General features: G+C 56.6%; 11 protein-coding genes. 7 read left to right on the top strand and 4 right to left on the bottom strand.

What is annotated here, in order from left to right:
- Positions 1-209: 209 nt before the first annotated feature.
- Complete coding sequence (locus tag DU506_RS19160; protein ID WP_328588001.1) at positions 210-1274, bottom strand: 2,3-butanediol dehydrogenase; 1065 nt, start codon at positions 1272-1274, stop codon at positions 210-212.
- A 16-nt stretch (positions 1275-1290) separates the two neighbouring features.
- On the bottom strand, positions 1291-3087 hold the full coding sequence (locus DU506_RS19155) for an NAD(P)/FAD-dependent oxidoreductase (protein ID WP_114488469.1): 1797 nt from the start codon (positions 3085-3087) through the stop codon (positions 1291-1293).
- Between the two features lie 300 nt (positions 3088-3387).
- On the opposite strand from DU506_RS19155, the gene DU506_RS19150 reads away from it, so the two are divergent.
- The 6 genes from DU506_RS19150 to DU506_RS19125 all read left to right on the top strand — a co-directional run bounded on the left by DU506_RS19150 (position 3388) and on the right by DU506_RS19125 (position 12407).
- Positions 3388-5391, top strand: coding sequence for a sigma-54-dependent Fis family transcriptional regulator (locus DU506_RS19150; protein ID WP_114488468.1), 2004 nt, complete (start codon positions 3388-3390; stop codon positions 5389-5391).
- 115 nt (positions 5392-5506) lie between these two features.
- Entirely contained in the window at positions 5507-6364 is an 858-nt protein-coding gene (locus DU506_RS19145; protein WP_114488467.1) for an AAA family ATPase, read from the top strand.
- Positions 6365-6367: 3 nt separating this feature from the next.
- A complete protein-coding gene (locus tag DU506_RS19140; protein WP_114488466.1) occupies positions 6368-7546 on the top strand; it encodes a vWA domain-containing protein in 1179 nt (392 codons plus the stop codon).
- 76 nt (positions 7547-7622) lie between these two features.
- Positions 7623-9413 (top strand): ABC transporter transmembrane domain-containing protein, encoded by a 1791-nt coding sequence (locus tag DU506_RS19135; RefSeq protein ID WP_114488465.1) that lies wholly within the window; start codon positions 7623-7625, stop codon positions 9411-9413.
- Positions 9414-9502: 89 nt separating this feature from the next.
- Positions 9503-11647 carry a PDC sensor domain-containing protein gene (locus DU506_RS19130; protein ID WP_114488464.1) on the top strand — a complete coding sequence of 715 codons (2145 nt, stop codon included), beginning with the start codon at positions 9503-9505 and terminating at the stop codon, positions 11645-11647.
- 139 nt (positions 11648-11786) lie between these two features.
- Complete coding sequence (locus tag DU506_RS19125) at positions 11787-12407, top strand: rhomboid family intramembrane serine protease (RefSeq protein ID WP_114488463.1); 621 nt, start codon at positions 11787-11789, stop codon at positions 12405-12407.
- A 2-nt stretch (positions 12408-12409) separates the two neighbouring features.
- On the opposite strand, the gene trxC is transcribed toward DU506_RS19125, so the two are convergent.
- Together trxC and DU506_RS19115 are read right to left on the bottom strand one after the other, a co-directional pair.
- Positions 12410-12853 carry a thioredoxin TrxC gene (gene trxC, locus DU506_RS19120; RefSeq protein ID WP_114488462.1) on the bottom strand — a complete coding sequence of 148 codons (444 nt, stop codon included), beginning with the start codon at positions 12851-12853 and terminating at the stop codon, positions 12410-12412.
- Positions 12854-12922: 69 nt separating this feature from the next.
- Positions 12923-14077, bottom strand: a complete 1155-nt coding sequence (locus DU506_RS19115) for a phospholipase D-like domain-containing protein (protein ID WP_114488461.1) — start codon at positions 14075-14077, stop codon at positions 12923-12925.
- A 143-nt stretch (positions 14078-14220) separates the two neighbouring features.
- Between DU506_RS19115 and DU506_RS19110 the strand changes: the two genes are divergently transcribed.
- Positions 14221-14568 carry a putative quinol monooxygenase gene (locus DU506_RS19110; protein WP_114488460.1) on the top strand — a complete coding sequence of 116 codons (348 nt, stop codon included), beginning with the start codon at positions 14221-14223 and terminating at the stop codon, positions 14566-14568.
- Positions 14569-14833 lie beyond the last annotated feature (265 nt).

Raw genomic sequence — 14833 nt, 5'->3', positions numbered from 1 at the left:
GAACACGGAGATCATCAAGCGCTACATCCAGAACCAGACCAGGCCGTCCTGACGGACGGCGCGCTATCCATCCACGCCCAATGCGTGGCTTGGACGTGGAATTCCGCGCGAAATGTTAAAAAGTCCCCCGAAGGGGACCCAGGTGGAGCACACCAGCTCACTCGGTTTATCGCTACTAGGTGGTAGCAAAGCCTGTTAACGATTAGAAGCTATGGAGACACAATGATTTTCACTTGCGCTTTATCGCTTAGTAGCGCCTCAAAGCCCCGCTCTACGATATCGGCTAGCGGAATGCGCTGAGTAACCATATCTTCGGCACGGAAATAACCCCGCTGCATCAGTGCCATCACCGCCGGATAGACGTGGCGATAGGCAATAATACCTTTCATGGTGCGCTCTTTGATGACGAGGTCGTTAGGCTGAAAGCTGGCCTCTCCCTCCCAGATACTCACCACGACGACTTCACCACCTTCGTGGGTACTATGCAGCGCCTGATTCAGCACTGCTGGAATCCCCGTCACTTCAAACGCCACGTCAACACCGCCACTGCTCAACGTCTGGAGCTTCTCTACCGCATCTTCCTGCTGCGGGTCTACAACGATTGCCCCTAACGCTTCAGCTTTGGCTTTACGCGACGGTGCTATCTCGACAGCGTAAATCTGGGCGGCACCCGCGGCTTTCAGTGCTTCGATGGTCATCAGCCCAGTCGGCCCTGCGCCAAATACCGCCGCCCTATCCCCGGCTTTCAGGCAGCTCTGGCGCACCGCATGCAGCGCAACCGCGGCAGGCTCGACCAAGGCGCCCTGCTCGAAGCTGAGATCATCCGGCAGTTTGTGCACCATATGTTCACCCATCACGGTGAACTCCGAGAAACCACCACCACCGCCCGAAAGGCCATGAAAACCGAGCAGCGGCGTCAGGTTATAGCGCTCCATCAGGTAGGCGCCGTTTTGGTTGGGAGAAAGAATCGGCTCAATAGCAACGCGATCACCCACCTTCACACGCGTTACCTTATCGCCGACCTCAACCACTTCCCCGGAAAATTCGTGGCCCATGATGATCGGCGCCTGCTCACCGCTGATCGGGTGTGGTTTGCCCACCGGAATAAAAATTGGCCCGGCGGCATACTCGTGCAGATCGCTGCCACAGATACCGCACTCCATCACTTTTACTTTTACCGCATGGGGGTCGTTAACCATCGGTACCGGCATCTCCTCAACGCGCAGGTCTTTCGCCGCGTACCAAACTGCTGCCTGCATGGTTGACTGACTCATTGGCTACCCCTTCCTGTTAAGACACATGGTGAACCGGTTGCAGGCCGTAGACGGGTGTGTTTAACCCTTCCATCCGTGCCTTTAACTGCAGCGCTAAATAATGCGAGTAGTGCCGCGACTGATGCAGATTGCCACCATGGAACCACAGCGCCTCTTGCTGGGTGGGTTTCCACATATTGCGCAGCTCGCCTTCCCAAGGGCCTGGATCTTTGGTGGTGTCGGAACCCAATCCCCAACACTTACCCACTTTATCCGCCACTTCTTGGGAGATAAGCCGCGCCGCCCAGCCGTTCATTGAACCATAGCCAGTGGCATAGACGATCAAATCCGCCGGCAGCTCGCTGCCATCAGTGAGCGTGATGGAGTGCGGATTGATATGCTCGATCCCCACACCACTGCGTAGCTTGATATCGCCACTGGCTACCAGGTCACAGGCACCCACATCAATGTAGTAACCCGAGCCACGGCGTAGATACTTCAAAAACAGCCCGGATTCGTCATCACCGAAATCGAGCATAAAACCCGCGTCCTCCAGTTTCTGATAAAACTCGGCGTCGCGCTGCTTAATCGCCTCGAACGCTGGGCGCTGAAAATCCGGCAATATCTTGTAGGGAATTGAAGCAAAAATCAGGTCGGCTTTTTCATGGGTAACGCCATTGGCCACTGCCTCTTCGGAGTAGAGCGGCCCCAGCACCTCCTCCATCAGTGAATCCGACTTCACGATATGAGTAGACGAGCGCTGCAGCATGGTCACATCGGCGTCATGCTCCCAAAGCGCGGCGGCAATATCGTGGGCCGAGTTATTGGATCCAATAATCACGCACTTTTTACCTTTATAGGCATCCGGCCCTGGGTGCTGGCTGGAGTGCTGCTGCTCGCCTTTAAAGCTTTCCGCGCCAGGGAAGTCTGGAACGTTGGGCATGCCCGACATTCCGGTCGCCATCACCAACTGCTTGGGACGTAGCGTGATTTCTTCGCCGTTGCGCTTAACCTTAACCACCCACTCCCCTGTGGCCTCGTCATAATTCGCATTCTGACACTCTGTGGAGCTCCAATAATTGAGCTCCATCACTTTGGTGTACATCTCCAGCCAGTCACCCACTTTGTCTTTAGGGGTGAAAACCGGCCAGTTTTCTGGGAAGGGAATATAGGGCAGGTGGTCGTACCAGACCGGGTCGTGCAAGCAGAGCGATTTATAGCGTTTGCGCCATGAGTCCCCCGCACGCTCGTTGCGCTCGATAATTATCGTCGGCACCCTCATCTGCTTCAGCCGTGCCCCCAAGCCAATACCGCCTTGGCCACCACCAATAATCACGCAGTAGGGCTGGCGGCTGTAGCCCAGCTCCGCTTCCTCGCGCTCCAGCGCCTCCAGCCAGGTTTCGCGCTGCTTGTTGGCACCGTGCTCCGCCCCTTTTGGGCGATTGTGGTTGCGCGGTTCGGGGAAGTCGCGTAGCTCTTGCATGGTGGTTAACAGCGTCCAGCATTTGCCTTGTTTAAGACGCAAGTAACCTTTGCCGCTGGCCACCGTTGTTTTAAAGGTGAACCACGCCTCGCAGGTATCGCCGTTCTGGGTAGCTTCGCTTTCCAACTGCCAGCTCGAAGGACTCGTGTTCTCCAGCGTGGCATTTAACATGGTCTGAATGTCATCTTTGCCTTCGCAGGTTTTTAAATTCCAGGTAAACGCTACAAAATCACGCCAGTAGCAGTCGTCACCGAACAGCGAGAGCACACGCTGAATATCGTGAGCCTGCAGGGCCGTATCGAAGTCGCTTAGCCACGCTTGTACGGTGGCCGTGGCATTTTGCTGAGCCATATCAAGTACTCCAGATTACGTTTGTTGTTAACTCGTTCGTCTTCACGCAAACCCTAAGCACCCACCGTGCCAAATGACCGCAACCAACACACAACTAACTGAAAATAATATAAAAATATTTTTCGAATGGAAGATCAGCCCTGCGATAAAACATAGCGAGGGGCGTACAGCTGTCACGCCGTTTACAGTCAGGTGTTACAGGTGTAACTCACGACTAACGGCGTAATAAGGCTGCGTTGACACCTACGCCAAAGTGCATAGTCTGGAAGAACAATAAAAACCCCCACGGTGGAAAACGCCATGCCCACTCAATCGCCCCTGACTGCACGACTTCAATCCGTACAGCGCCAGCATATCGAGCATATTTTCCAGCTCGGCGAAGGCCTGGAAGTCCCACAGTTGCCAGCTCAAGCGACGATTCGGCGCTCCTGGCTACGCTGCCTTAATGAATACCAACTGGACCCCACCCAACCACGCCCCGCACGGGTGGTGCCCCAGCAAATCCTGATCGAGCACCGGGAGTCCGTGGATGAACTGTTACACGTGGCAAGAGCGGGGGTTGAGCAGCTCTATCAGCAAATCGCCCAGCTTGGCTACGTACTATTGCTCACTGACCACCGCGGGATTACCGTTGAGTTTCGCGGCGACCCCAACCAAGACCAGCAACTGCGCAAAGCAGGCCTTTATTTGGGAGCCGACTGGGACGAACGCTTTGCTGGAACCTGTGCCGTGGGCACCTGCCTGCACGATCGCCAAGCGATTATCTGCCACCGCCAGGAGCACTTCGACGCCTCGCATATTTCGTTGACCTGCACCGCCGCCCCGATTGCCAACCCCCAGGGCAACGTCATGGCCGTGCTGGATATTTCCGCGTTGCACTCGCCTACCCAGCATGAGAGCCAAAACTTCAGCCTTTCGCTGGTGACGCTCTACGCGCGCATGATTGAGGACGCCTATTTTCTTCAGCGTTACCGCAACTGCCTGATGGTGCGCCTGGATACCTCTCGAGAATTTGTGCACGTTAATGGGCGTGGTTTGATTGCTATTGAAGAGAATGGGGAAGTGATTGCCGCCAACGCCGTAGGCCGAGAATTAATCGCTGTGCATCAGCGCCGTTGGCCTCCCTGGTCTACCAACCACGCCCCGATGCTTGGGGAGCTGTTCGAGTGCGAGATCGCCGATGTGCTAAGCATCAATAGCGGCACCGACGATCAACTGCGCGCTTTTCGCGCCAGAGTCGACAACACGATTTACTTTATTAGCCTGCTGGAACCACGTCGCCCTCGCCCTGCCCAACAAGCAACACCACCCACCTCCGCTCTACCCGAACCGCTGGCCCGCCTAGGCGCCGATGACCCGGCCATGCGCAAGGTACAGAAGTTGGCCGAGCGGCTGCGTAACGAAGCCAGTGTCAATGTGCTGATTAGCGGCGAAACCGGTACCGGCAAAGAGGTCGTTGCCCGTGCACTACACGAAAGCGGCAACCGCGCCAAGGGGCCATTCATGGCGGTCAACTGCGCCGCCATTCCCGAAACGCTGATCGAAAGCGAACTGTTTGGCTATGAACCTGGGGCGTTTACCGGTGGCCGCTCGAAAGGCATGCGCGGGCTAATCCCCCAGGCCCACGGCGGCACGCTGTTTCTGGATGAAATAGGCGATATGCCGCTGGCGCTGCAAACCCGCCTGCTGCGCGTGCTAGCGGAACGGGAAGTGATGCCGCTGGGTGCCAATACGCCGGTAAAAGTCGATATTCGTGTGGTAACCGCCACCCACCGGGATATCGAAGAAATGATCCAGCAAGGGGAATTCCGAGAAGACCTCTATTACCGCCTCAACGGCGCTCAGTTGCGTTTGCCCGCCTTACGAGAGCGTGCCGACAAGCTCTATGTCATACGCCGCGTGTTTGATGACATAGTGGACGAACGTGATAACAGAGTGACCGAACGGGCAACCCATGCATTACCGCGCCTGCGGGCAGATGCTATCAGCGCCCTGCTCGCCTACGCCTGGCCCGGCAACGTCCGTCAGCTAAAAAATGCGCTGGCCTTCGCCCTGGCCACGTCCGAAAGCGATGAAATCACTGTCAACGACCTACCCGAGCAATGCCTAAGCCAGCGCATCACCCGGCAGACGCTCTGCCTACCCGATGACGATTGCGCAGAACCCGATAACGAAATGCTGGAACTCCTCAAGGAGCAGCACTGGAATATTAGCGCCGTGGCTCGGATGCTGGGCGTTTCGCGGCCCACGGTATATCGGCAAATGCAACGCCAGGGCATTATGCCCCCGAACTGGCGGGGTTGATAAAAGGCTGGGGTGATAAAAAAGGAAACTGCCGCTAGTTGGCCTTGGGGTTTACCCTCACGTACACTTGTTTGATTCTTGAATTCTCTTTTGACGACAAGCCGAGACACGACCCATGGCGTTTGAATCCACTTCCTCCTACATCGCAACCGATGCCTTGAAACAAGCGGTCAATGCCGCTGTCACCCTCCAACGTCCGCTGTTGATAAAAGGCGAGCCGGGTACCGGCAAGACCCTGCTGGCGGAAGAACTCGCGGCCAGCCTGGATACGCAGTTGATTACCTGGCACATCAAGTCCAGCACCAAGGCGGCCCAGGGGCTATATGAATACGACGCAGTCAGCCGCCTGCGTGACTCCCAGTTGGGTGTCGAGGGCGTGGAAAACGTAGGCAACTACATCAAGCCCGGCAAGCTGTGGGAAGCGTTTACCGCCGGCGAACGGGTGGTGTTGCTGATCGATGAGATCGACAAGGCGGATATCGAATTTCCCAACGACCTGCTCCAGGAGCTGGATCGGATGGAATTTCATGTCTACGAGACCGGCGAGACCATTACCGCCGAGCACCGCCCGATCATCATCATTACCTCGAACAATGAAAAAGAACTGCCGGATGCCTTCCTGCGCCGCTGTTTTTTCCACTACATCGAGTTTCCCGACCGCGAGACCATGCAAGCCATCGTCGACGTCCACTTTCCGGATATCGCGCCGAAGCTGGTCAGCGAGGCGCTGGAAGTGTTCTTCGACCTGCGTCAGGCACCCGGGCTGAAGAAGAAACCTTCCACATCGGAACTGGTCGACTGGCTGAAGCTCTTGATGGCCGATGAGCTGGCCAGCGAAGCGCTCTATTCTCGCGACCCGGTGAAGGCGATTCCACCGCTGGCCGGCGCCTTGGTCAAGAATGAACAGGATACCCACCTGCTCGAGCGGCTGGCCTTCATGCTGCGCCGCCAACAAGGCAACCCGAGGCGCTAAGCCATGTTCATCACTCTGTTCGAGACCCTCAAACGTGCCGGTGTGCCGGTATCGATCCGTGAACTGCTCGACCTGCATGCGGTGGTCGAGCGCGGCGTGGTGTTCGCCGACATGGACGCCTTCTACCAGGTGGCGCGTACCGTCATGGTCAAGGATGAACGCCATTTCGACCGCTTCGATCGTGCTTTTTCCGCCTGGTTCGAAGGGCTGGAGAACCTGGATGCCGCCATCGAGGCCCTCATTCCGGATGACTGGCTGCGCCGCGAGTTCGAAAAGCAGCTTAGCGAAGAAGAGAAGGCCCAGATCGAATCCTTGGGCGGGCTGGAAAACCTGATCGAAACCTTCAAGAAACGCCTGGAGGAGCAGAAAGAGCGCCACGCCGGAGGTAACAAATGGATAGGCACCGGCGGCACCAGCCCCTTCGGTGCCTACGGCTATAACCCGGAAGGGATTCGCATTGGTCAGGATGGCTCGCGCCATCGCCGCGCCATCAAGGTATGGGACGAACGGCGCTTTCGCGATTACGACGACTCCCTGGAACTCGGCACGCGCAATATCAAGATGGCCTTGCGCCGCCTTCGCAAGTTCGCCCGCCAAGGGGCACTTGATGAATTCGATGTCAACGGCACCATTCGTGAGACCGCTCGTGACGCCGGGCTGCTCAATGTGCAGATGCGCCCGGAACGGCATAATTCGGTAAAAGTACTGCTGTTTCTGGATGTGGGCGGTTCCATGGATGACCACATTCGCGTCTGCGAGGAACTGTTCTCGGCGGCACGCTCGGAATTCAAGCATCTTGAGCATTATTACTTTCACAACTGCCTGTACGAAGGCGTGTGGCGCAACAACATGCGACGCGGCAACGAACGAATTCCCACCATGGACGTCCTGCATACCTATGGCAGCGATTATCAGGTGGTCATCGTGGGGGATGCCGCCATGTCACCCTATGAAATCACCCACCCCGGTGGCAGCGTTGAGCATTTCAACGACGAAGCCGGCGGTGTATGGCTCAAGCGACTCACGGAAAAATTTCCACGCCTCGCCTGGCTCAACCCCATGCCGCCACGCGCCTGGGAATATACCTATTCCAGCGGTTTGATCCGTGAGCTGATAGACGATCGCATGTACCCCATGACACTGGAAGGCCTGGAAAACGCCATGCGGCAACTGGCCAAGTAGCTTTGCGCCGAGCATTCAGCCACTGACGCGCCTTTGGCTGCTATGCTGCCTGGGTTTCTCTGCCGGAGCCAACCTCATGTCGACCCGCCCCAATCCGCGAATACTGCTTCGCCTGCTCGGGTTGTTACGCCCTTATCACTGGCGCCTGGTGCTGGCGGGGGTTGCCTTGCTGGTGGCGGCGTCCAGCGTGCTGGTACTGGGCCAGGGGTTGCGGTTAGTGATCGACCAGGGGTTTCTAGCTGACGACCGCAGCCGACTCAACCAGGCATTGTGCCTGATGCTTGCGGTGGTCAGCGTGTTGGCGATGGCCTCGGCGCTACGCTATTACCTGGTGACCTGGATTGGCGAGCGACTGGCGGGTGATCTTCGACGCCAGGTTTTCGATCATCTGTTGTCCCTGGAGCCGAGCTTTTTTGAAGCCGGCAGCGGCGAAGGTGGTGGTGCCGGCGAGATCACCTCGCGTCTCACCGCCGACACCAGCGTTTTGCAAAGCCTGTTCGGCTCCTCGCTGTCGATGGCGGTACGCAACCTTTTGATGCTGGCTGGCGCCGTCATCCTGATGCTGGTCACTCAACCGCTACTTTCGGCCATCGTGCTGCTGGGCATTCCCGTGACGGTGTTGCCGATTCTCTGGTATGGGCGTCGGGTGCGGCGGCTTTCACGTTTCAGCCAGGATCGGGTGGCGGAACTGGGCCGTTATGCCGGAGAAGCCCTGAACGGCATCCGCACCGTTCAAGCCTTTCATCACGAAGATATCCAGCGGCATAACTACGCGCAGCGTGTCGAAGAGGCGTTCGCCAGTGCCGTCGAACGCACCCGCCAACGGGCCTGGCTGACCGGTATCGCCATGCTGGTAGTCTTCGCTGCTGTGGGCATCATGCTCTGGCAAGGCGGCCAGGCGGTGCTGGCAGGCACCATGACCGCCGGCGAACTCTCAGCGTTCGTTTTTTATGCCGTGCTGGCCGCCGGCGCCGTGGCAACACTTTCAGAGGTGGCGGGCGATGTACAGCGCGCGGCGGGCGCCGCGGAGCGATTGCTCGAATTACTCGATACTCAGCCCAGCATTCATGCCCCCGGCGATGCCGCCACACTCCCCGAGCCGGTGAACGGCGACATCCGCTTCGAAGCGGTCAATTTTACCTATCCCGGCCGCGACCAGCCAGCCCTCGAAGGGCTTGATCTGCATATTCACCCGGGGGAGCGCGTGGCGTTGGTAGGGCCTTCCGGCGCCGGCAAGAGCACCTTGCTTTCGCTGTTATTGCGCTTTCATGACCCGGACCATGGCCGGCTGATGCTTGACGGTATCGATCTGCGAAAGCTTGAGCCGCAATCACTGCGCCGCACCTTGGGGCTGGTGGCGCAGGAACCCACCCTGTTCACCGGCAGTGCCGCCGAGAACCTGCGTTATGGCAAACCCGATGCCACCCTCGAAGAACTTCGCGAAGCCGCTCGTGATGCCAACGCCTTGGACTTCATCGAGGCGCTACCCTTGGGTTTCGACACACCGCTTGGCGCCAGTGGCATACAACTTTCCGGCGGCCAGCGCCAGCGTCTGGCCATCGCTCGAGCGCTTCTCAAGAACCCACGCGTATTGCTTCTGGATGAAGCCACCAGCGCCCTGGACGCCGAAAGTGAGCGGCTGGTGCAACAGGCGCTCGACCGGCTGATGCAAGGCCGCACCAGCCTGGTGATCGCTCACCGACTGGCTACGGTGGTCGCCGCCGACCGCTTGCTGGTATTGGAAGCAGGTAAATTAGTTGCCCAGGGCCGCCATGACGAACTGCTGAAAACGAGCCCTTTGTATCGGCATCTGGCCGAACTTCAGTTCGGCACACATCACCTCATTTCGTATGCCGACGAGCTTTAGCACAAGCAAGATATTTGCCGAAACGCCAGTTTTCCGACTAGGTTGATTAGGGTACGACTCGGCTTAACACCGGATGATGCAAGGTACTGATGATTCCTCCTCCCGGCCCTTCTCGAATTGTTTTCGGCATCGCCCTGAGCATGGCCTTGATAAGCTTTGCTATCGCTGCCGGCTTGCTCTGGATCGACCGCAGTGCCCGTGAGGAAACCACCGAGACTTGGCTGGAACGCATCCAGCAGGACACCACCGCGGCCGCCGAGTCGCTTGATCGGAACCTGCGCAATATGTCCGAGCTTGGCGATGAGCTGGCCGCTGAACTAAGCAGCGGTGAGCTATCGGTCGAGGCCGTGGATGCCCGCCTCAAAAGCTTGGTGAACGAGCACCCTTATATTTTCGGCGCAGGGGTGATGTTTCGCCCTTTTGCCTACGACCCAAATCAGCGCCTCTACTCGCGCTATCTGGTAAGGCGCGACGATGCCTATCAGATGCTCCAGATCGAAGATTTCTACGATTATAGCCAGCCCGAACACGAATGGTTCCAGCAGGGTATCGAGCAATCCGGTTGGATCGAGCCCTTCTACGGGGAAGCCAGCCAGGCCATGCTGGCGCTCTACTGCACCCCCTTCAGCCTTCCTGAACGGCAGTCAACTCAGCAAGACACCTCAAACGACGGTACGGTGTGCATCGATTATTCGATCGAAGATGTGTGGAATCTGGTCGGCGCCCTGGATCTCGGCCAGACCGGCTATGCGATTGCCATGACTGACCAGGGCACCCTGGTGGCACATCCCCGCCGAGAGTATGTGCGTCAGGGGCAAAGCCTGTTCGACTTGGCCGAAACACAGCAGGATTCGGATTTGCGCCGCTTGGCCGAGCAAGCCGGTGCGCAACGCAGTGGCGTACTTACCCATTCCAATTCGTTGACCGGGCAATTTTCATGGATCTTTTACGCGCCGATTCCAGCAGCCAACTGGTCTCTGGCAGTGGTCGCCTTTCGCGATGAAATACCGCTCGCTATCAGCGAGCACAAACGTCGTCGCATCGGCATCACCATTCTGTTGATCATCGGGGGGATCGGCCTGATGGGCTTGGCCGCTTCCTACCAGTTGGGTTCCAAGCCCATACTCTGGAGTGCAAGTATTGGCATCACCCTGCTGTTTCTATTCGGTATCATCAATATCTGGCAAATCGAATTTTCCGAGGCCAATCGCGACCCACCCGAAGCCGTGATGCTGGTCGACTCCGCCGGGGTTGAAAGCTATCTCAGCGACTATGAAAAAGCGGCACAGCAACAACCCTTTTCAACCCCGATCAAGATTCCCACCGGGGTATTCGTTCAGGCTATCAATTTCGATACCCCGCATGACCCGGTGGTCTCCGGGTTCGTCTGGCAGCGCTATCGCGTACCAGAACATGACGATCTATCACGGGGGATATTCTTTCCCGACGCCGTGCCGGACTACGATATCCGGGAAGAACTGTATCGCTTCCGTGAAGGTGATACGGAGGTGGTGGGCTGGTTTTTCAAGACCACCTTGCACCAGCCTTTTGATTACTCAGGCTTTCCCATCGATGTCAAAACCGTACGCTTGCGTATCTGGCACCCGTCCATGGAGCGCAACGTCATTCTGGTGCCCGAGTTTGATGCCTATCGTCTGATTCACCCAACCTCCCGACCCGGCATGGAAACCGACTTCCACCTGCCTGGCTGGAAAGTGCAACGTAGTTTCTTTGCTTATCGTTTTCACGACTATCGCAGCGACTTCGGCATTCGCGGCAGCGCCATGAGCGGGAAATTCCCCGAGCTGACCTACAACGTCACTCTGCTGCGCAATATTACCGACGCTTTCGTTTCCAACCAGATTCCCTTGTTCGTCGCCGCGTTCATGCTGTTTGCGATGCTGATAATCGATACCCGAAAACAAAACCAGGCCTCGCTGTATGGCTTCACTACCTCCAAGGTCCTGGGCACGGCAGCCGCCATCTTCTTCATCATCCTGCTCGCCCATATCGATATCCGTCGCCGCTACGTCGCCGAACAGATCATGTACCTGGAATATTTCTATTTCATCACCTACTTCTCCATCCTCGCCATCTCCTTCAACGCCTTCATGCTGACCGCCACCAGCCATAATCATTTCTTTCACTACCGCGACAACCTCATCCCCAAGCTGTTGTTCTGGCCGCTGCTGCATGGTGCCTTTTTCGTAGTCACCGTTTATGTCTTTCTGTGAAGAATCCATTCCATGCCTCAGCAAACCTTGATCCTGCAAGGTTATCCAGGCGAGCAACCGAATGTTTTCTCATGGCGGTCGGTTGCCATATATCTGCTACCGTTAACGTTTCGCCATCCAAGCAGTGTGGAGTTCAACGATGCTGGACCTGACACAAACGCCCGTCACCTTGTTACTGCTTATCCTCAATATCGCGGTCAGCCTTTATGTGCTGAGCTGTAAACCAGCACTTATCGACCGCCTGGCTTTCAAGCCCGAACGCATACTCAAACAGGGGGAGGTCTATCGTCTGGTGACGGCCGGATTCGTGCACATAAATGGTGTGCACCTCATGGTCAACATGATCACCTTGTATTTTTTCGGGCCGTGGATGGAGCTTACGCTGGGAACCCTTGGCTTCTTGCTGCTGTATTTCGGTGCCGAGCTTACCGCCCATGGGCTCTCGCTCATCATTCAACGTAACAATCCGCGTTATGCAGCGGTGGGAGCCTCAGGCGCCATCGCTGGGGTGCTTTTTGCCTTCTGCCTCTACGAGCCTTTTCGCTTGCTCTTCCTTTTCTTTGTAATCCCCATCCCCGCCATTCTCTTCGCGATTGGTTTTGTGGCCATTTCAATCGTAGCGATGCGAAGACGAGAGGCGGGCCAGGTCGGCGGCCTGGCCCATGAAGCTCACTTGGGTGGGGCACTTGGCGGTATCGTTATTGTGCTTCTGCTGGACCCAAACGTGCTACCCCGACTACTCGATCAGTTGGGTGGCTAGGTCTATATGGTCTTCAAATACGGTACTAGCCATTGGCGCAGCTGCGGCCCCTGCATGGCACCGGGCTGACGAGCGACTTCCTGACCGTTACGAAACACGATCAAGGTGGGAATGCTACGGATGCCAAAGCGGCCGGCCAACGCCTGTTCGGCTTCGGTATCCAACTTGGCGAAGCGCATGTGCGGTTCCAACTCTCGAGCGGTCTCGGCAAAAATGGGCGCCATCATCTTGCACGGGCCGCACCAACTGGCCCAGAAATCCACCACTACCGGTAGCTCGCTGCGCTCCACTAGGGCGGTGAAGTTGGCGCTGGTAAGTTCGACCGGCTCACCGGTAAAAAGCGCCCGTTTGCACTTGCCGCATTTGGGACCATCATTCAACCTAGCGTTATTGACTCGATTTATGGCGCTACAATAAGGACAGCCAAGCGTAAGGGAATCCGCCATGTAAAACTCCTTTATAGAACTGGTGGAACATTCCAACCTTTATTGAAGGGTAGCCTACCAGGCCGATGTTCAAAGCTGTTCCACGATCAACCGAGCCGCCCGTTCCTTCAGGCGCACCCAGCCACTACGGCGTTTGAACTGCTCACTGCTCAAGGGAGTAGCTCGCTTGCAATCGTCTTCGAAATCAGCATCCAAGCGAGCGGTCACGTCCTTGCACAGCAGCATGGCGCTGCATTCCTCATCCTTACCCATTGAACGTCGGTTGACGTTTACCGAGCCGACGTTGGAAAGCTGCCCATCGACGGTAACGATCTTGGCGTGCAACACCGTCGGCTGGAATGCCCAGATTTTCACTCCGGCATCGAGGAGTAATTCAATGCTGGGTTGGCCGGCGAGTTGCGACAAGCGGCTATCGTTGTGGGCTCCCGGCACCAGTACTTCCACTTCGACCCCACGCTTGACCGCAGTAATCATTGCGTCGACCAATACGCTATCAGGAACGAAATACGCTGTGACGATACGCAGCCTTACCTGGCTGATCGAGACCAACGACCGCAATATGGCAGCCGTTTCGGTCCAACCAATGGTCGAGGAAGCACGCAGAAATTGAATGGGTATGCCTTTTTCATGCTCTTGGGCACGGTGATGGATCGGCCGCCACTGCCACTCCCCCCTCTCGTTCCAATTGTCGAGAAAGGCTGAATACAGCCCGATAACGGCAGGCCCATACACCCGTAAGTGCGTCTCACGCCATTCATTCTCATTACGGGCATCTCCTTCCCATTCTTTGGCGATGCCCACACCGCCGGTAAAACCCACCTTGCCATCGCAAATGAGTATCTTGCGATGGGTCCGTTTGTCGATATGCCAGGGTCGCAGCAAATTGAACGGGCGAAACCAGCGGATATCGACGCCGGCCTCTTCCATCAGTTTCACAAATTCTTGCGACATCTTCTTGGCGCCTATCGAATCCAGCACCACCCGCACCACAACGCCTTCACGGGCACGGTCTGCCAATGCCTGGGCAAATTTTCTGGCGATGTCGCCGGTCCAGTAAACAAAGGTCACCATCTCGATGGTTTCCCGAGCGGTATGGATAGCCTCAAGCATGGCAGGGAAAATTTCCACGCCATTACGCAGTACATCCACCCGATTACCTTCAGTGAAGGGCGTGCCCAATGCATATTCCAGTTCAAGTCGATAATCCGGACTCTGGTCAGGCATGTTCCGTCCCCTCGCGTTAGCTCTTTGAAACGTCCATAGGTATCACTTATTCTACAAAACCGTCTAGTTTTAGCGCTCAAGTGGCCTTGATGGTATCGTCATTGCCATCTCATTAAATCAACCAACCACCATCAGGAAACATCATGTCCCAGAAGATCTACTGCACCGCGAGCTTCAAGCCCAAACCCGGCAAGGAAGATGCTGTCTTCAAGGCATTGCAAGCCCTGGAACCGAATGCCCACCGTGAAGATGCCTGCCTGCTTTACACCGTCACCCGCCATATCAACAATCCCTTCGCCGAAGGCCAAAGCTACCCCATCGTGTTTCATGAGATATGGGCCAACCGGACCGCCTTCGAAGCTCACTGCCAGCGCAATGAAATTCGCGAGTTCTTTGCCACTCACCTTGAAGCTGATGATGGCGACATAGAAGACGCCAATGTGTGCGTCTATACCGATGAACCGGCCAACTTTGACGCCCCCAACCTATAAGCGCAGAGCTATCTAGGCACTGAGCCATGCAAGGCATTTGACATCCTCCCTCGGCTAAATCAGAGATTGTAGCGGGGGATTCCCTCTGCAGGACGGCCATGCCCGACCGCGAGAATGTTCTTGGCCGCGTTTACATCACGGTCACTATCTAAACACTCTAACCCTGTCGGTGAGTGAATGCCTTTATCCATGGAGCTTCATACTTTGTAGACAATTCTATATAGAAGAATCATGAAGCTTTCCATATACAACCTCTAACTGTTTT

The sequence above is a fragment of the Vreelandella rituensis genome, assembly GCF_003336665.1.
GTDB classification, from domain to species: domain Bacteria; phylum Pseudomonadota; class Gammaproteobacteria; order Pseudomonadales; family Halomonadaceae; genus Vreelandella; species Vreelandella rituensis.
This window is presented reverse-complemented; position numbering and strand designations above follow the sequence as displayed.

Bases quoted from the DNA above. Each gene is read 5' to 3' on its own strand.
- DU506_RS19160 (WP_328588001.1), bottom strand. From the start codon at position 1,274: ATGAGTCAGTCAACCATGCAGGCAGCAGTTTGGTACGCGGCGAAAGAC.
- DU506_RS19110 (WP_114488460.1), top strand. From the start codon at position 14,221: ATGTCCCAGAAGATCTACTGCACCGCGAGCTTCAAGCCCAAACCCGGC.
- DU506_RS19135 (WP_114488465.1), top strand. From the start codon at position 7,623: ATGTCGACCCGCCCCAATCCGCGAATACTGCTTCGCCTGCTCGGGTTG.
- DU506_RS19145 (WP_114488467.1), top strand. From the start codon at position 5,507: ATGGCGTTTGAATCCACTTCCTCCTACATCGCAACCGATGCCTTGAAA.
- DU506_RS19150 (WP_114488468.1), top strand. From the start codon at position 3,388: ATGCCCACTCAATCGCCCCTGACTGCACGACTTCAATCCGTACAGCGC.
- DU506_RS19125 (WP_114488463.1), top strand. From the start codon at position 11,787: ATGCTGGACCTGACACAAACGCCCGTCACCTTGTTACTGCTTATCCTC.
- trxC (WP_114488462.1), bottom strand. From the start codon at position 12,853: ATGGCGGATTCCCTTACGCTTGGCTGTCCTTATTGTAGCGCCATAAAT.
- DU506_RS19115 (WP_114488461.1), bottom strand. From the start codon at position 14,077: ATGCCTGACCAGAGTCCGGATTATCGACTTGAACTGGAATATGCATTG.
- DU506_RS19130 (WP_114488464.1), top strand. From the start codon at position 9,503: ATGATTCCTCCTCCCGGCCCTTCTCGAATTGTTTTCGGCATCGCCCTG.
- DU506_RS19140 (WP_114488466.1), top strand. From the start codon at position 6,368: ATGTTCATCACTCTGTTCGAGACCCTCAAACGTGCCGGTGTGCCGGTA.
- DU506_RS19155 (WP_114488469.1), bottom strand. From the start codon at position 3,087: ATGGCTCAGCAAAATGCCACGGCCACCGTACAAGCGTGGCTAAGCGAC.